Source organism: Aeromonas sp. 84A, from assembly GCF_051919345.1.
Lineage (GTDB): Bacteria > Pseudomonadota > Gammaproteobacteria > Enterobacterales > Aeromonadaceae > Aeromonas > Aeromonas veronii.
The window spans coordinates 2,402,110-2,419,442 of the sequence record NZ_JBQBEW010000001.1 but is presented as its reverse complement, the minus strand read 5'-3'; the positions used below and the strand labels follow the sequence as shown (position 1 = coordinate 2,419,442).

The 17,333-nt window shown below is 62.2% G+C and carries 16 protein-coding genes and 1 pseudogene; 1 reads left to right on the top strand and 16 read right to left on the bottom strand.

The window, feature by feature from the left end; translation table 11 throughout:
• Nucleotides 1-56 precede the first annotated feature (56 nt).
• Nucleotides 57-1,172 carry an ATP-NAD kinase family protein gene (locus ACTG20_RS11080; RefSeq protein WP_194496113.1) on the bottom strand — a complete coding sequence of 372 codons (1,116 nt, stop codon included), beginning with the start codon at nucleotides 1,170-1,172 and terminating at the stop codon, nucleotides 57-59.
• Nucleotides 1,173-1,292: 120 nt separating this feature from the next.
• On the opposite strand from ACTG20_RS11080, the gene ACTG20_RS11075 reads away from it, so the two are divergent.
• Nucleotides 1,293-2,030, top strand: coding sequence for a TerC family protein (locus ACTG20_RS11075; protein WP_005333641.1), 738 nt, complete (start codon nucleotides 1,293-1,295; stop codon nucleotides 2,028-2,030).
• A 96-nt stretch (nucleotides 2,031-2,126) separates the two neighbouring features.
• Here the strand turns inward: ACTG20_RS11075 and ACTG20_RS11070 are convergent, their stop codons facing one another.
• From ACTG20_RS11070 to ACTG20_RS11000, 15 genes and pseudogenes are all read right to left on the bottom strand, one after another.
• Entirely contained in the window at nucleotides 2,127-2,615 is a 489-nt protein-coding gene (locus ACTG20_RS11070; RefSeq protein WP_005333642.1) for an OmpA family protein, read from the bottom strand.
• A 35-nt stretch (nucleotides 2,616-2,650) separates the two neighbouring features.
• Entirely contained in the window at nucleotides 2,651-3,880 is a 1,230-nt protein-coding gene (locus tag ACTG20_RS11065) for a diguanylate cyclase domain-containing protein (RefSeq protein ID WP_026034875.1), read from the bottom strand.
• Entirely contained in the window at nucleotides 3,877-4,434 is a 558-nt protein-coding gene (locus tag ACTG20_RS11060) for a YfiR family protein (RefSeq protein WP_139463091.1), read from the bottom strand. Before ACTG20_RS11060 ends, ACTG20_RS11065 begins: the two co-directional genes overlap by 4 nt.
• Before the next feature lie 189 nt (nucleotides 4,435-4,623).
• Nucleotides 4,624-6,171, bottom strand: a complete 1,548-nt coding sequence (gene tyrR / locus ACTG20_RS11055) for a transcriptional regulator TyrR (RefSeq protein ID WP_194496112.1) — start codon at nucleotides 6,169-6,171, stop codon at nucleotides 4,624-4,626.
• A gap of 148 nt (nucleotides 6,172-6,319) precedes the next feature.
• Complete coding sequence (locus ACTG20_RS11050; RefSeq protein ID WP_320628420.1) at nucleotides 6,320-6,442, bottom strand: 4a-hydroxytetrahydrobiopterin dehydratase; 123 nt, start codon at nucleotides 6,440-6,442, stop codon at nucleotides 6,320-6,322.
• Nucleotides 6,439-6,777, bottom strand: a complete 339-nt coding sequence (locus tag ACTG20_RS11045) for a 4a-hydroxytetrahydrobiopterin dehydratase (RefSeq protein WP_019444917.1) — start codon at nucleotides 6,775-6,777, stop codon at nucleotides 6,439-6,441. The genes ACTG20_RS11050 and ACTG20_RS11045 overlap by 4 nt, the downstream gene beginning before the upstream one ends.
• 63 nt (nucleotides 6,778-6,840) lie before the next feature.
• Nucleotides 6,841-7,635 carry a phenylalanine 4-monooxygenase gene (gene phhA / locus ACTG20_RS11040; protein ID WP_194496111.1) on the bottom strand — a complete coding sequence of 265 codons (795 nt, stop codon included), beginning with the start codon at nucleotides 7,633-7,635 and terminating at the stop codon, nucleotides 6,841-6,843.
• Nucleotides 7,636-7,787: 152 nt separating this feature from the next.
• Complete coding sequence (locus ACTG20_RS11035; protein WP_040069353.1) at nucleotides 7,788-9,218, bottom strand: gamma-aminobutyraldehyde dehydrogenase; 1,431 nt, start codon at nucleotides 9,216-9,218, stop codon at nucleotides 7,788-7,790.
• A 29-nt stretch (nucleotides 9,219-9,247) separates the two neighbouring features.
• On the bottom strand, nucleotides 9,248-10,075 hold the full coding sequence (locus ACTG20_RS11030; RefSeq protein WP_019444920.1) for an ABC transporter permease: 828 nt from the start codon (nucleotides 10,073-10,075) through the stop codon (nucleotides 9,248-9,250).
• Nucleotides 10,076-10,110: 35 nt separating this feature from the next.
• Complete coding sequence (locus ACTG20_RS11025) at nucleotides 10,111-11,079, bottom strand: ABC transporter permease (RefSeq protein ID WP_194496110.1); 969 nt, start codon at nucleotides 11,077-11,079, stop codon at nucleotides 10,111-10,113.
• Nucleotides 11,076-12,088 (bottom strand): annotated as a pseudogene (locus ACTG20_RS11020) (ABC transporter ATP-binding protein). Before ACTG20_RS11020 ends, ACTG20_RS11025 begins: the two are co-directional and overlap by 4 nt.
• A 143-nt stretch (nucleotides 12,089-12,231) precedes the next feature.
• Entirely contained in the window at nucleotides 12,232-13,377 is a 1,146-nt protein-coding gene (locus ACTG20_RS11015; protein WP_194496207.1) for an ABC transporter substrate-binding protein, read from the bottom strand.
• Between the two features lie 197 nt (nucleotides 13,378-13,574).
• Nucleotides 13,575-14,498, bottom strand: coding sequence for a LysR family transcriptional regulator (locus ACTG20_RS11010; protein WP_005346246.1), 924 nt, complete (start codon nucleotides 14,496-14,498; stop codon nucleotides 13,575-13,577).
• A 190-nt stretch (nucleotides 14,499-14,688) separates the two neighbouring features.
• Nucleotides 14,689-15,720, bottom strand: coding sequence for a YcjF family protein (locus ACTG20_RS11005; protein ID WP_194496109.1), 1,032 nt, complete (start codon nucleotides 15,718-15,720; stop codon nucleotides 14,689-14,691).
• Between the two features lie 65 nt (nucleotides 15,721-15,785).
• Nucleotides 15,786-17,192, bottom strand: a complete 1,407-nt coding sequence (locus tag ACTG20_RS11000; protein ID WP_194496108.1) for a YcjX family protein — start codon at nucleotides 17,190-17,192, stop codon at nucleotides 15,786-15,788.
• Between the last annotated feature and the right edge of the window lie 141 nt (nucleotides 17,193-17,333).

Here is a 17,333-nt window from a genome sequence, read left to right as displayed (position 1 = left end):
CCGCAATCCGGTTGATTGCAGCTCTCTGGCGCCAGGCCAGCAGCGTCCTTGGCGTCCTATTCCGGGTTGGCCACCGGGTAGATGACCTGATCCTTGTATCCCGTGGTTATTCGCAGATAACCACGCAACGCCCGGTTTAATTCGGGATCATCGGTGTCCACCAGCAGCGGCCTGCCCGCAAGGGCGGCAAGCTTGGCTTTGGTTGCCAGCACCTGGATATTCTCCAGCCCGACACACCGAATCACCTCAGGACTCAATTGCTGATTTCCGCGCCCGAACAGATGTCCCTGTCCGCCTATCAGGGTAATGATCAGTCGGCAGCGACGGCCGCGGATCCGGGTCAGGATCTCGGCGGCGCTGAGATCCTGCCCGATAAGTCGGCCATTTTCCACCAGATCCACACCGAGCAAAGTATTTTCCAGACCGAGCTCAGCCATACAGGCTGCCACCGTGCTGCCGGAGCCCATCAGATAGAGGGTATCGGGCTCCATCTGCTCCACCACACCGGCGGCGAGATCCGCCAGCACCAGCTCTTCGGACTCCTTGCCCCCCTGTTTTACCGCTTGTACGTAACGCAGATCACCGGGCACCTTCAGCTGGCCGTAGTGGCGGGCCCGCACCTTGCCCGCGCGAAACGCCTCCTCGTCGATGTCGCGCACCTCGGCATCGATCAGGCTGAGCAGTTCCCCTGCGATCATCCGCGCCACCACCCGCCCGCTTGCAGCGGGCGTCACCCCGTAGACGCCGGAGTGGATCTTGCACCCCGCGGGAATGCCGAGCACATGGCAGGACTCCCCCACCGCGGCGCAGATATCCCGCGCCGTGCCATCGCCACCGGCAAACAGCAGCAGATCGACCCCGGCTTCGCGCATCAGCCCGGCAGCGTGGCGGGTATCACCGGCCGAGGTACTCTCCCCGGCCGGTTGATAGATGACCCGACAGGGTAGTCCCAGAGATCGGGCTACCGTCTCCCCCATCTCTCCCGCCACCGTCAGCAGTTCGAACGGGACGCTCAGCTCGCACAGTGGCAACAAGGCTTGCCGCGCCCGCTCCTGCGCTTTGGGCACGGCACCACGAGCAAGCGCCTCGGCTACCACGCCGTCACTGCCCTTGAGCCCCACTGCGCCGCCAATCCCGGCGACCGGATTAATAATGAACCCTAATCGAAACATGCCTGCCTCCCTTGCGATGGCCACTATTTTTATCTTTTCCCCCCTCTGGGACAAGCAGTGGCGCCCCTGCTAGAATGCGCTGCTTCAATTTTCCAACCAATTTTCAACCAAGGTTCAATCATGCTGGAATGGGTTCTTGATCCCTCTGCCTGGGTCGCACTCGCCACCCTTACCCTGCTCGAGATCGTGCTGGGCATCGACAACATCATCTTTATCTCCATCCTGGTCGGTCGCCTGCCGGAGGCGCAGCGTCAAAAAGCGCGTATTCTGGGTCTGGGGCTCGCCATGGGTACCCGGATCCTGCTGTTGCTCTCGCTGGCCTGGGTGATGCGCCTCACCGATCCGCTCTTCACCGTGCTGGGTGAAGCCATCTCCGGCCGCGACCTGATCCTGCTGCTGGGGGGCCTGTTCCTCATCGGCAAGAGTGCTCACGAGATCCACGTCACCCTGGAAGGGGCGGCCGAGCCGGAGAGCGTCAGCAAAGCGGCCTCGGGCTTTATCAGCACCCTGATCCAGATCGCCATCCTCGATATCGTGTTCAGCCTCGACTCGGTGATCACCGCAGTCGGTATGGCCGATCACGTGCCGGTGATGGTGCTGGCCATCATGATCGCCGTCTTTATCATGATGTTTGCCGCCAAATCCATCGGTGATTTCGTCGACAGCCACCCCACCATCAAGATGCTGGCCCTCTCCTTCCTCACCCTGGTGGGTTTCGCCCTGATGGCCGAGGGGATGGACCTGCATATTCCGAAGGGCTACATCTACTTCGCCATGGCCTTCTCGCTGGTGGTGGAGATGATCAACATCCGCCTGCGCAGTCATCACGACAATAACGGGCAAAATAGCGCGCAGTAACCCTGCCCCCACATGCCCTCGCGACCCCAGCTGTCGCGATCAAAAAGAGCGCCGGTCGGGCGCTCTTTTTTTATGGGTAACGAAACGATGAAAGGGTTATTGATCGCTGATGACGATGGCAACCCGGCGGTTGGCGGCCCGGCCCTCTCTGGTCTTGTTATCCGCCAGCGGCATGGTCTCGCCACGGCCATGGATCTCCAGATTGGCTGGCTTCATGCCGACCGAGACCAGCACATCGGCCACCGACTGGGCCCGCTTCAGGGAGAGCTGCTGGTTGTAGCTGCTCTCGCCGGTATTGTCGGTGTGGCCATCCACCCGCGCCTTGTCCAACCCTACGCCAAGCAGTGTTTTACCGAGTTTTTCAACGGATTGGCGAGTCTGGGGATTGAGCGCCCCCACGTTGTTGGCAAACAGCACCCGGTTGGCCAGATCCAGCGTCCACCCCTCATCGGTCAGATAAAAGCCCTGCTCCTTGAGCACGGCGATCTGCTCCGGGGTCAACCCCTTGGGCGCGCTCTGACAACCGGCCAGCAGCGACAACATCAACCCCAGCAGGGTCACTTTCAACAGGTGGGTGATCTTCATGGTTTGCTCCTTGTTTATGTTGTTATTCTTGCCAGTCAGGCGATGGTTTGCTGTTCGCTGCGGCGCGCCCGTTTCGCCAGATACATGGCTGCATCGGCCTGATCACACAGCACGCTGGCACTCATACCCGCCTGATAGACGGCGAAGCCGACACTCACCCCAGCCACCAGCTGACGACCGTCACGCAGCGCCACCGGTTCGCTCATCGCCTGCTGGATGCGGCCAATCACCTCTTCCACCTCATGCTGTCGCTGGAGTGGACCAACCAGCACCGCAAACTCGTCACCACCGAGGCGAAACACCAGATCATCCGGACGCAGCTGATGTTGCACCCGTCTTGAGAGCGCGATCAGCACATCGTCACCGGCGTTGTGCCCCAGCGTGTCATTAATTTGCTTGAAACGATCGCAGTCGAGATAGAGCAGCGCAAACCCCTCTTGCTCGCCGAGGGAGATGGCCTGCGCGAGCCGCGCTTCAAACAGAGCGCGATTGGGCAGTCCGGTGAGGGCATCGTGAGTCGCCTGATGGAGCAGGCTGGCATTTTCGCGGGCCTGCTGGGCCTGCCAGGCTTGCAGCTCGTCCAGCAGGGAGTTGAAGTCATCCCCCAGCTCGTTAATCTCGACGATATCGGCTGGTGGCGCCCGCATCCCCAAGGTGCGCTGTCGGCGTACCGAGTGGGCGACAAGTGCCAGTTTGCGCAGCGGTGCGGTGATGGAGACCTGCATCCGGTCAGCCACATAGAGTGCCACCATGGCGCTCAGCATCAGACAAACCACCATCACCAGCAGCGCCGAGAGCAAAAACAGCAACAGATATTCACCGTGGCCGCGCAGCTCGATGGTGGCGATCTGCTCACCACCCCGCAGCATGGGGAGTTTGACTGGCCCCGGCATCAGCAGTTGGGCCAGATAGTCTTCGAGCGTCACCAGCGGGTTGCTTCTGGGGCGCTCCCAACTGGCGAGCAGCTGGCCATTGGTCAGCACGATAGTGGCTTGGGCCACCTCTTCCTTGGCAACGATGCCACTGAGCGCCTCGCTCGCCGCCTCCTCATCGTGGAACACCACCGCCGCCTCTGCGCTGTAGCTGATGGCGCGGGCTACCAGCTCCAGATTGTGGTCGGCGTAAAAACGCACTACCAGCAGGGCCACCAGAGTAAAAAAGAGTCCTGCCACGCTGACGGCTGTAATGGCGGCCACCAGATGGGTTCGCCCCAGGCTCTGACGCAGGGTCAGACGGCGGGGAGCCGCGCTCACCTGTCGTCTCATGGGACCCCCTTGTCGGCATGGGCCAGCTTGAGCACCGCGGGATGCACCCGCACGCCGCTCAGGGCCAAGGCATCGAGGTTCACTTTAAACCGCACCCGCACGCTGTCCGGCGAGGTCTGCAGGCAGAATACCGAGCTGGTGGAGCAGTCGTGGTTATATTCGCTGATGCTGAGCACAGGGTGCCCCTGCAGGCGGGCAAACAGCGCAATCCGGGTCGGCTCGTCGAGTACCCCCAGATAGAGCACATCGCAGTGATCGCTGATGGCCGGATCGCTCGCCTCGTAACGATGGACCTGCACGGTACGGCCATTGGCCTGACGATCGATGGTAAAGAGGGCGCCGGCATATTCGGTCGGCGCCGCCACGCACATACGCAGCACCGCAGGCTCGGTGGGCCAGCGGGTGTAACTCATGATATCGAGCACCAGCTCCCTGACCGCCGTCGCCCGGCTCTCTGCGGCCGTTTCCGCCAGCGCGCGGGGCAACAGCAGGCCAAACGCAACCAACAGGAGCGCCAGACGGGCAGTTAAACGAAGGGAAAAGAGTAACAGCATGATCGGGAGGTAGTCGCCTTGACAATACCGCTGCTATGGCATTGCGGTTCGGGTAGATGAACCCAGATAGTAAGTTGGCTGACACTGGCCTGACAAGTCTCACCCCGCCATCATCTACCGAGTTCGTGTAAAGAAAACGGAGAGCCCGTCTGGTAACGGGCTCTCAGGTGGCAGGCAACAAGACGGAAATCACTTCTTGCTGATGCCGTATTCCCGCAGCTTGTTGGCGATGGCGGTATGCGACACGCCCAGGCGTTTGGCCAGCTGGCGCGTCGATGGGAAGGCGGGATAGAGCCGGGCCAGCAGCTGGCTCTCGAAGCGCTTCACCGCATCGTCGAGATTCCCCTCAAACCACTCGTCGATCAGCGGCATGGTATCGGCCGCCACCGGCAGGTCGATCTGCTCGGGCCCCAGCTCATCCCCTTCCAGCAGGGTCATGGCACGGTAGAGACAGTTGCGCAGCTGACGCACGTTGCCCGGCCAGCGGTAGGCGGTCAGGTAGTCGGCCATGTTGCGGGTAAAGCGCGGACGGGGTCGCTGCAACTCGCTGGCAAAGCGGGAGACAAACTGCTGGGCCAGCACCATGATGTCTGCCTTGCGCTCGCGCAGGGGGGGCAGCGCCAGACTGAGCACGTTGAGGCGATAGTAGAGATCCTCGCGGAAGGTTCCTTCGTGCACCAGATCCAGCAACTGCTTCTGGGTGGTGCAGATGAAACGCACGTTGACCTTCACCTCCTGCTCGTCACCGACCCGGCGGAATACCCCATCCTGCAACACCCGCAAAAACTTGGTCTGCAGATGGGGAGACATGTCGCCGATCTCGTCCAGCATCAGGGTGCCGCCGCTCGCCAGTTCCAGCACGCCGCGCTTGCCCTCGGTGTTGTTGCCAAAGGCGCCGGGGGCATAACCAAACAGCTCGCTCTCGGCCACGTTATCGGGCATGGCGGCGCAGTTGAGGGCCATAAAGGGGTGGCTGGAGCGCAGGCTGGCCCCGTGACAGGCACGGGCCAGCAGCTCCTTGCCGGTACCGGTCTCACCGACAATCAGCAGCGGCGCGTCCTGCATCGCCAGTTTGCGCGCTTGCGACAGCACCTCTTTCATCTTGGGACTCTCGGCCTGCAGATGCTCGAAGCCCCCCACTTCCACCGCATGGAGCGCGCTGAAGTGCAGGCCGACCCGCCGGGCAGATTTGAGCACCACCACGGCACCGGCTAGCGCCTGCTTGCCGCGGGCTTCTGCCACGAACAGCGGCATCAGATCTGCCAGATACTCTTCGCCATTGAAACTGAGCTTGCAGGTCTGCGGCTTGATCTCACTCGCCTCCAGCCAGCGGGTGAAGGAAAAACCCTTGACCAGCGAACCAAGCGCCACGCCGCGCACCTCCTCCACCGGCAAGCCGAGGGTGGTGAGGGCCGACTGGTTGGCCTGGGTCACCTTGCCCTTGCTGTCGAGGGAGAAGACCAGATCCGGCAGCGCCTTGAGCAGCGCCTCGATCTCGTGGTGCTCTCGCTCGGAAGGCATGTAAGGGATGGTCTTGACGTCGTGGACGCCGGGAATGCGGCGGATCTCCGGCATCAGGTGCTGAAAATCACTGAACTCCAGCTCGGGAAAGTTGAGATAGATGATGCCTGAGGTATCGATTTCGATGCCGCGCAGATCGATATTGTGCTCCACCAAGCGGTCGAGCAGTTCCCGGGTCAGGCCCAGGCGGTCTTCACAGCTGACTTCAAGACGCATTCGGGACACACTTCCTAGCTAACTCTATGAATGAGCGGATAATACAGTCTCGATCCCCCCAGTGCGAGCGCCAGCCCATAAAAATGCGGGCCTGCCCCGCTTTCGCAGGCAGGCCCGGGTCAACCGATGACGCTGGTGTGGGGTGCGATTACCGGAGCAACTGATCGGTGCGCGCCGCCATGATGAAGTCGTTGCGGTGCAAACCGCCGATCTTATGTATCCACCAGCTGACGGTCACCATATCGCTCACTCGATGAGTGGTGGCGTTCACTTCAGCAGCTCATCCGTGCGTGCAGCCATGATAAAGTCGTTGCGGTGTAATCCGCCGATCTTGTGGGTCCACCAGCTGACGGTCACCTTCCCCCACTCGGTCAGGATGGCCGGATGATGGAACTCCGCTTCCGCCAGCTCCCCTAGGCGGTTGGTAAAGGCCAGCGCTTCCTTGAAGTTGCGAAACGTAAATTCCCGCCGCAGTTGCAGCGCCCCCTCCTCCACCAGCGGCTGCCAGTCGGGAATAAGCTGCATCAGCTCGCGCAGCTCCTCATCGCTCACCTTGGGGGCATCGGCGCGACACGCTTCACACTGTTGGCTGGCCAGTTCGGACATGGGTTACTCCTGCTTGAATTAATGAAAAATTAATGACAATGAAATAGGGTTGTTTGCTTTTGGTCAGCTCGCCTGTTTGCCAGCGGGAACCTCAAAACGTGGTGGATAGAGGCCAAGCCGACTGGCCTCGGCCAGAGCAGCCATGATCTCCTCCCCGGTCAACTGGTAGAGATGATCGAGACTCGGCAGCACAAAATAGGTGGGCTGCATGATGTCGATGCGATAGGGGGTGCGCAGCACGGTCAGTAGATCGAAGGGTTGCAGCAGCGGCTTCCCGGAAAGGGCATAGGCGGTCTCGCCGATGGAGGAGAGAATGCCGCCGCCGTAGATACGCAGCCCGTCAGGTGTCGCCAGCAGGCCAAACTCCACGGTGAACCAGTAGAGCCGCGCCAGAAAGACCCGCTGCTCCTTGCTCGCCTGCTGCCCCAACTGACCGTAGAGGTGGGTGAAGTGGGCAAAGGCCGGATTGGTCAGCATGGCGCAGTGGCCGAAGATCTCGTGAAAGATATCGGGCTCTTGCAGGTAGTCGAGCTCGTCCCGGCGCCGGATAAAGGTCGCCACCGGAAACTGGCGATTGGCCAGCAGGGCGAAGAAGCGATCGAACGAGATAAGCGCAGGCACCGCCGCCACCGACCAGCCGGTCGCAGGCTGCAAGACGGCGTTGATCTCGGCCAGCTGGGGGATGCGATCACGGGGCAGCCCCAGCCTGTCGAGACCGGCCAGATACTCGTCACCCCCCTTGCCAGCAAGAGCGGCGAACTGACGTTCGATCAGGATCTGCCAGGTGCCATGCTCTTCGTTGCTGTAGTGGATCACCCCGTCAGCATCCGGCTGGTGGGCGGTGTAGAAGGTTGCCATAGCGGTTCCATCCTCTGGCGCCACATCAGGCGCCTTGCCGTTTCATCACGGCTTCAATGTAACGAAATGGCAACAAAAAAAGCAGCCGACCCATGAGTCGGCTGCCTGAAACAGTTGTAAATAAATTGTGACAACCCGCTAACCAATCCCCACTACAGCTTGACCATGATATGGCGCGGCACAGTGTAATCCTCCAGCGCATAGAGGGAGAGATCCTTGCCGTAGCCCGACATCTTCATGCCGCCGTGGGGCATCTCGGAGGTGAGCATGAAGTGGGTGTTGATCCAGGTGCAGCCATATTGCAAGTGGCTGGCCACCTTGCTGGCGAGGCTCAAATCCTTGGTCCAGACCGACGAGGCGAGGCCATAGTCCGAGTCGTTGGCCCACTGCACCACCTGCTCGGCGTCGTTGAAACGGGTCACCGACACCACGGGGCCAAACACCTCGCGGCGCACGATCTCATCCTCCTGCCGGGCCCCGACAATCAGGGTCGGCTCGAAGAAGAAGCCGTTGCCGGGACGGATTTTGCCCCCCGCCGTCACCTCCACATGACCGCTGCTCTGGGCCCGCTCGACAAAGCTGGCGACCCGGTTGCGCTGTCTGTCCGAGATAAGCGGCCCCATCTCCACACCCTCCTCGTACTGACTTCCCACCTTGATGGAGGCCACCGCATCGGTCATGGCGGCGACAAACTTGTCGTAGATCTTGCCCTGGGCATAGATACGGCAGGCGGCGGTGCAATCTTGCCCTGCATTGTAGAAGCCGAAGGTGCGAATGCCCGCTACCACCGCCTCCAGATCAGCATCGTCGAAGATGATCACCGGTGCCTTGCCCCCCAGCTCAAGGTGGGTGCGCTTCATGGTGCGGGCGGCGCTTTGCAGGATCTTCTGGCCGGTGGCGATATCACCGGTGAGCGACACCATCCGTACCAGCGGGTGCTCCACCAGCGGTGCCCCCACGCTTTCCCCCCGCCCGCAGATGACGTTGATAACGCCGCGGGGGAAGATCTCGCTGGCCAGTTCGGCAAGACGCAAGGCGGTGAGCGGGGTCTGCTCGGAGGGTTTGAGCACCACCGTATTGCCCGCCGCCAGCACCGGCGCCATCTTCCAGGCCGCCATCATCAGCGGGTAGTTCCAGGGGGCGATACTGCCCACAACACCTATGGGGTCGCGGCGGATCATGCTGGTGTGCCCCTCGAGATACTCCCCCGCCAGCGGCCCTTGCAGACAGCGGGCCGCCCCGGCAAAGAAGCGGAAGCAGTCCACCACCGCAGGCAGCTCGTCATTGAGCACCGCCAGATAGGGTTTGCCGCAGTTGAGGGATTCGAGCGCCGCAAACTCCTCGGCGTGGCGCTCAACGAGATCCGCCAGACGCAGCAGCAGGTTGCTGCGGCTTGCCGGGGTGGTGCGGCTCCACTGGGCGAAGGCGCGCTGGGCACCGTTCACAGCCCGGTTCACCTGTTCGAACGAGGCTTCGGGCACGGCGGCGATCTGTTCGCCGTTGGCCGGGTTGAGAATGGGTTCAGCCTGCCCCTCGCCGGTCACAAACTGGCCATCAATCAAGAGTTGGGTAGAGAGTTTCATGGTTGCATCCTTGCGCACGCGTTGAGTCATCATTTGCCACTGCCAGCGACATCATGGGTGTCGCGAGTGAGGTAGTAGGCAAGCAAAATAGGGATAGTGGTGAAGGCCACTATGATGAGGGCCACCACGTTGGTGACCGGCCTGTCACGGGGACGGATCAGCTCCTGATACATCCAGATGGGCAGGGTGGTCTGCTGGCCCGCCGTAAAGGTGGTGACGATCACTTCGTCAAAGCTCAGGGCAAAGGCCAGCATGCCCCCCGCCAGCAGCGCCGTGGCCAGATTGGGCAGGATCACGTAGCGCAGGGTCTGGAAGCCGTCGGCCCCGAGATCCATCGACGCCTCGATGAGGCTCTGGTTGGTGCGGCGAAAACGGGCCAGCGCATTGTTGTAGACCACCACCACACAGAAGGTGGCGTGGCCGATAACGATGGTCCAGAAGCTGAACGGGATCTCCATCAGGCCGTAGGCCGAGCGCAGCGCGATACCGGTGACGATACCGGGCAGCGCGATGGGCAGCACCAGCAAGAGCGACACCACCTCCTGACCGAAGAAGCGGCTGCGGGCAATGGCCCCTGCCGCCAAGGTGCCGAGGATCATGGCTGCCAACGTCGCCAGCCCAGCAACCTCCAGCGACAGCTGGATGGCGCGCCACACATCGGGGCGATTGAGGGTCACCTCGAACCACTTGAGGGTGAGCCCGGGAGGCGGAAACTGGTAACTCTTGCTCTCGCTGGTGAAGGCGTAGAGGAAGATAAACAGAATGGGAAAGTGCAGGAACAGAAGGCCACCGATGGCGGCGTACTTGAGCAGGCCCGAAGGGCGCTCTCCCTGACGGCTCATTGAGCTAGCTGACATGACGGCCTCCTTGCTGCCGGTTCAAAGCGATTGATTCAAAGCGCATCAAAAGCCCCCAGTCGTTTCGCAATCGCCAGATAGATGGCGATGATAAGGATCGGCACCAGCGAGAAGGCGGCGGCAAAGGGCAAGTTGCCCGCCGTCCCCTGCTGCATGTAGACCACCTGACCGATATACATGGTCGAGTTGCCGATGATGCCGGGGATGATGTAATCACCGAGGGTCAGCGAGAAGGTGAAGATGGAGCCCGCCACCACACCGGGCAACGCCAGCGGCAGGATCAGGTTGCGAAAGGTCTGGGCGGGTGTCGCCCCCAGATCGCTGCTCGCCTCCAGCAGGGATCGTGGTATACGCTCCACCGCCGCCTGAATGGGCAGGATCATGAAGGGCAGCCAGACATAGACGAACACGACAAAGGTGCCGAGCCGCGAGAAGGAGAGCGACGGGCCACCGATCACCGGCAGGGAGAGGATGGCATCGAGCAGCCACTCCAACCCCATGCTGTCCGCCAGCCAGCTCACTACCCCCTCCTTGGCCAAGATCAGCTTCCAGGCGTAGACCCGCACCAGATAGCTGGACCAGAGCGGCAGCATGATCCCCACATAGAACAGCGCCCGGGTCTTGCCACTGGTGTAGCGTGCCATGTAGTAGGCAACCGGAAAACCGAGCAGGGCGCAGGCCAGGGTCACCAGCAGCGACATGCCGACGGTGCGGCCGATCACATCCAGATTCTCCGGTCGCAGCAGGGCGACGAAGTTTTGCAGCCCCAGCTCGTGGCGCACCTGACCGCTGAACTCGTCCAGCCCGAACAGGGAGTTGGAGAGCAGCATCAGCAAGGAGCCGACATAGATGATGCCGAGCCACAGCAGCGGCGGCCCCAGCAGGATCGCCAGCAGCAGGCCGGGCCGACCATAGAGCAGGGTCGAGAGGCGCCGCAGCGGCCTGAAACGGGCAGGTTCGGGCTGATGGTTCATGGCAAGACTCGCACTGTGAGGGGCACTCATGGCTGCGCCCCCTGATGGGCGCCGCTCAGGCGATGGATGGCCTGCTCCGGCCAGCTGAGGCTGACCCTGCAGCCACGGGCCAGACGGGCCTGCCCCTCGTTGGGGTGATTGACGATGATCTCGAGCTGCTCCCCGAGATCAACCCGATAACGGACGAAGGGGCCCAGATACTCCACCTCGCGGATCTCCCCCGACCAGCCCGGCGCGCCCGCCTCAGCGAGCCGGATCCGCTCCGGGCGCACCATCATCTGGCTGCCGTCACCGCACAGTCGTCTGGCCTGCTCCCCTTCGAACAGATTGACGGTACCGACGAAGCGGGCCACAAACGGCGTCGCTGGGGCGTCGTAGATGGTATCGGGGGCGGCAATCTGCTCGATCTTGCCCTGACTGAAGATGCAGATCCGGTCGCTCATGGAGAGCGCCTCCTGCTGATCGTGGGTGACGAAGATAAAGGTGATGCCCAGCTGGCGTTGCAGCGCCTTGAGCTCCAGCTGCATCTGCTCGCGCAGCTTGAGATCGAGGGCCCCCAGCGGTTCATCCAGCAGCAGGATGCGTGGCTGGTTGATAAGCGCCCGGGCGATGGCGATGCGCTGGCGCTGGCCGCCGGAGAGCTGGCTTGGGCGGCGCTTGCCGACCCCAGGCAGTCGCACCAGCTCCAGCATCTCGTCCACCTTGCGGTAACGCTGTGCCTTGGCGACCCCCTTGAGCATCAGGCCATAGCCGATGTTGTCGCGCACATCCATGTTGGGAAACAGGGCGTAGTCCTGAAACACGGTATTGAGGTTGCGATCGTAGGGGGGCACGGTGGAGCAGGGTTCGCCAAACAGGCGGATCTCCCCGTCGCTCGGGTACTCAAAGCCCGCGATCATCCGCAGGCAGGTGGTCTTGCCGGAACCGCTCGGCCCCAGCAGGGTAAAGAATTCCCCGGAGGGGATCTGGAAAGAGATGTCGTCGACCGCCTCACCTCGCCATAGTGGCGACTGACCCGGTCAAATTGTACGGCGTTCATGGGGCGTCCTTGTCTGTACTGGGATTGGCCGGACTCCTGTCTGGCCCGCTTGATTATCCGCTCTCGGCAGTCGTGCAGAGGAGGCGCAGCTCCCCTGCCGTTGGCAAGGTGGCAGCGGTTCCGACCACCTTGCTCACCCCACCTTAGCGGCCGCCCAGAATGGCGATATAGTCGGAAACCCAGCGGTAATAGGGCACGCAAGTTCCCTGGCTCTTGCACTGGGAGACCGGAGTGCGCCAGAAGCGAACCCGATCGAAGTTGTCGAGACCGTTGGTTTTGCACCCGGTCGGGCCCAGCAGGGCATTGCCCTCACAGGCGGCAGGCACCACAGGCACCGAGCCAAACCAGGCGGCGAGATCCCCCTGCAGCTTGTTGCTCAGGGAGTGTTCCAGCCACTTGTAAGCGCAGGTGAGGTTCTTGGCATCGCTGTGCACCATGCTGGTATCGGCCCAACCGGTCACTCCCTCTTTCGGCACAGTGGTGGCGATGGGCTGCTTGTCGGCGATCAGGGCATTGGCCTGGAACGGCCAGGAGCCTGACGCAACCACCCCTTCGTTCTTGAAGTCATCGATCTGGACGAAGGCATCATGCCAGTAGCGTCCCACCAGCTGGCGCTGCTTGCGCAGCAGATCGAGGGAGGCCTTGTACTGATCCTCGTTCAGCTCGTAAGGATCCTTGATGCCCAGGGCGGGCTGATGGGTCATCAGATAGAGGGCGGCATCGGCGATGTGGATCGGGCCGTCAAAGGCCTGCACCCGCCCCTTGTTGGACTTGCCATCCGCCAGGGTCTGTTCCTCGAATACCACGTTCCAGGAGTCCGGTGCCTTGGGGAACACCTTGGTGTTGTACATCAGGATATTGCCGCCCCACTGGTAGGGCACGCCGTAGTGCTTACCATCAACAGTGTGCCAGGGGGCATTTTGCAGCCGGGGCTCAATCTTGCTGTAGCTCGGGATGAGCGCCAGATTGAGCGCCTGCACCTTGCCACCGGCAATCAGACGTAGACTGGCATCGCCGGAGGCGGTCACCAGATCGAAGCCCCCCTCGTTCATCAACGCCACCATCTCGTCCGAGGTGGCCGCCGTCTTGACGCTCACCTTGCAGCCGGTCTCTTTCTCGAAGCCGGTCACCCAGTCGTAGTTCTTGTCGGTCTCGCCACGCTCAACGTAGCCAGCCCAGGCCACGATATTGAGCTGGCCTTCACCCTTGCCGAGCTCGGTCGGGGCAGCCTGGGTCTGGCCTGCCAGCAGCGCCGGAACAAGAGCCAGCATCAGAGGGGTCAATTTCATCATGCACTCCTTGCATTGTGTTGACTTGCATCAGGTGAAGGAACGCCACCATAGGCGTTAACATCCTGTTAACCAGAAATGAGCTTAGGGGAGTGGCAATACGATGAATATTTCAATTTTTGGTGGCTCAGGTATCAGCTAAATCGATATCGAGTGCAGATGAATCTGATTTTTGGTGGCTACCCCGCAAGAGATGGCTAGCGAGGGAGCGCCTGACGGGCCCGCAACCGGCTCTGATCCCGCGCAATATCGATAAATTCCCGCGCCGTCCAATCCAGCCGAGAACCACGGCGCCACACCAGCCCGATATCGATGGCGGGAATGGGCTCCTTGATGGGGCGCGCCTCGACCCGCTCCTGCTCCAGCGACCAGGGGCGATAGGCAAAGTCGGGCAACAGGGCGACCCCGAGCTGGCTTGCCACCAGACTGCGCACAGCCTCCACCGACGCAGTGCGCAGCACGATACGGGGGGAGATACCGTAGCGACGCAGGCCGCCACCGATGATCTGATCGAGCTGATCGGCGGTCAGCGAGATCATCGGCTCCTCCCCCAGCGCGGTGAGCGAGAGGGTCGACTCGGCGCAGAGCGGATGGTTGGCGGCCAGCCAGAGCCGCAGCGGCGAACGGGTCAGCAATTCGGTATCAAACGCCTCTTGCCGGATGGTGCGGTTGGTCATCAGGATCCCCACATCCACCTCGCCATTGACGATCTGGTGCTCCAGAAAAGGCTGTTCATCCTCCTTCACCTCAATCTGTACCGCCGGAAAGGCACGGCGAAAGCGGCCAAGCGCCTCTGAGAGGTAGTAACCCGCCACCAAGGTGGTCACGCCGATGGTGAGTCGCCCCTGATCCTGCTGGGCCACCGCTTTGAGGGAGTGGCTCGCCTCGGTCATGGCGCCGAGAATGCGGCGGGCGTGGAGCAAAAACTGGTGCCCCTGAGTGGTGAGGGTGACGCCGCGCGGATTGCGCTCGAATAGCGGGGCGCCGAGCTCGGTCTCCAGCTCGCGAATGGCGCTGGTGACCGCCGACTGGGAGATATGAAGCTCGGCGGCGGCACGGCTCACTGAAAAGCTGTCGGCCACGGCCACAAAATAACGGATCTGACGAAAGGTAAAGTTCATCGGGCATCCTTGCCGATTGGTACTATTAGTGTGATTGGTAAGATTGACTGCCAGCTTAACTGTAAACGGGCGCCCCGCCAAAGCAGGACTCTGCTGCCAACTCAATGATCTGCCGATTAAAACTATGCCCCTGTGGCTTGGCGAGCACGACAGGGGCATGGATCATCGCAGCAAGGTGCAGACAGGGCTATCAGGATTTGTTGAGGTACCCCGCCAGCTGGCCGATCAGCCGCTTGCGCAGCTCGCCGAGTTTCGGTTTCTCGTCCGCACACCAGGGCAGCGGGCGGCACGCCTCTATAGTACGCAGGCCAAGGCGAGCGGTGAGCAGCCCGGCCCCCACCCCTTGCGCCGCGCGGGCAGAGAGCTTGGCGGCAAACTCGGCGCCCAGCAAGTCCATCCCCACCTCGGTCACCAGCTCGGTGGCACCGGCGTAGAGCATGTTGCGAAACACCTGACGGATGAGGCGTATGCGGCTCCAGTAGCCAAGTTCGATGGCGTAGACATCGGCGATATCCTCGATCATCCGCAGGTTGCGCCACAGCATCAGCATCATGTCGACGGTAGCGAGCGGGCTCAGCGCCACCAGCACGGCGGCCTCCCCCGACCATTTGGCCACCCGCGCCTGTGCCAGCTTGTCGCGCTCGGCGAGCACCAGCTGGCTATAGAGGGTCAGCACTTCCCGATCGCTGTGGCTCTCGTCGAGCTGAGCCAGCCAGGTCTGATACCCCTCGCGCCCCTTGTCGCCACTTTTGACCGCCAACCCTTCGCAAAAGGCTTGCCCCTGCCCGACTCCCTGATGAGCAAGCAGATCTTCTGCTCGCGAGCGCACATCCTGACGCCGCTTGAGGGTGCGCAGCCGCAGCCACTCGCGCCCCACCACGCTGGCGGTCCCCGCAGCGACCAGCGCCGAGGCCGCCAGCCAGGCGCAGCCCCAGAGCGGGGTGGTGAGAAATTGATCGTAAAGAAAGGCACCATACTGGCCCAACGAGAGCAGACCGACCGCCCCCAGCCCCCACGCCAGCAGCCGATGGCGGCGGCGCGGTTTGCTGACGAGGGCGCTCTCCACCTCGGTGAACTCGTCCAGCTCGTCGAGGCGCTCGAAGCTCGCCTCCTCCAGCCGCTGGGCCGGTGCGGGCGGTCGCTCGTCACTGGCCACCGTCAAGGCAGGCTCAAGAATCACCTTGCCCTGCAACGGTGGCCGCTCTTTTATCTGATCGTTCATCGCCTTATTCTCCTGAAAACAGTCTCTTGCGGGCGGCGCAGGAAACAAACCCGAGCCGCACACCGTTATTCGAGGTGATCCCCGAGCAGAAACTCCAGCGCAGCATCGAGCCGGATATGCGGCAGCGCCTGATGGGCGCTCATGGGCATGGGGCGAAACGCCTGAAAATCAAAACCCTGACTGTTCCACCACTGCGCTGGCGGAATATGGGGCGGCACCTCCCCGGGGAAGAGCAGCAGCGCCTCACCGCTCAGGCTGGTGCCGCGGATGGCGGGGAACTCGCGGCCATTGGCCACCCCCTTGCCCACTTCGGTCGCCTTGATGGCGGCAAGCGCCAAGCACTCAGTGGTGATCCCCTCAAAACGGGCCTGGCCGCGGCCGCTGCGCACCAGATGCTGCAGCAGTGAGACCATGGGCCCATGTTGTTCGGGGGTGACATGATCGGCCTTGCTCGCTACAAAGAGCAGCTTGTCGATACGGGGCGAAAAGAGTCGCCGCCACCAGTTGCTCTTGCCGTAGGCAAAGCTCTCCATGATGCGGGCGATGGCCTGCTGCATGTCGCCAAAGCTGGCTGCCCCGGCGTTGAGGGGCTGCAGGCAATCCACCAGCACGATCTGGCGATCAAAGCCGGCAAAGTGCTGCTCATAAAAACCCTGCACCAGATGCTGCTTGTACTGCTCGAAGCGCTGCTTGAGAGTGGCGTAAAGAGTGCCATCGGCGGGCTCGCCGACAGGCATCTCCCACACCCAGGGGACAAATTGCAGCATGGGGGCACCGGCATACTCCCCCGGCAACACGAAGCGACCGGGTTGAATAAGGTGCAATCCCAGCTCCTGTTTGCAGGCATGCAGATAGGCGGTGTAGCGCTCGGCAAGCTCAGCCACCGGCCGCTCTTCGAAGCGCTGATCGACCTGCCACCCGGGGGTCAGCCAGCTGGCGGCAAGTGCCTGCAGCTCTGGGCGACGAAGCTGCTCGCGCACCTGTTCGCTCCACTGCTCGTAGCTCATCTCAAGGAGCGGCAAGTCGAGCAGCCACTCCCCGGGGTAGTCCACCAGATCCACGTAGAGGGTGGAGATCTCCCCCAGATGTTTGCGCAGGGGATGACGGGTGCGATAACGGATTTCGAGGCGCACTTCGGCCACCCCGCGAGTGGGCTCGGGCCAGGCTGGTGGATCGCCAAACAGGGAGTCGAGGCCACGCTCGTAAGCAAAGGTAGGAATGTGGGCATTGAGCTGCGGCACCCGGCGGGCACCGAGGATGCGCCCCTGACGCAGGGCATCCCACAACGGCAAACGGCCGTCGATGACCGCGTGTTCCAGCTGGTTGACCAGCGCCGTGATAAAGGCGGTTTTGCCGCTGCGAGAGAGGCCGGTCACCGCCAGCCGGATATGGCGATCCCGCACCCGGTTCACCACGTCGTTCGCCTTGTGTTGCAGGCGAGTCAACTTCTGTTCCAGTTTGTTGAGTATCAAGGCTTGATCCGTTCTCCCTTGGTGGTTGCATCCGGCGTGCTCAGCCGTGCGAGAGGTCGACCGCTTATCCACGTCTGGATAGTTGTCGTCGATAGTGGATCATCACAGAAGATTCCACCATCGACATTGAGTGCTTTAGCA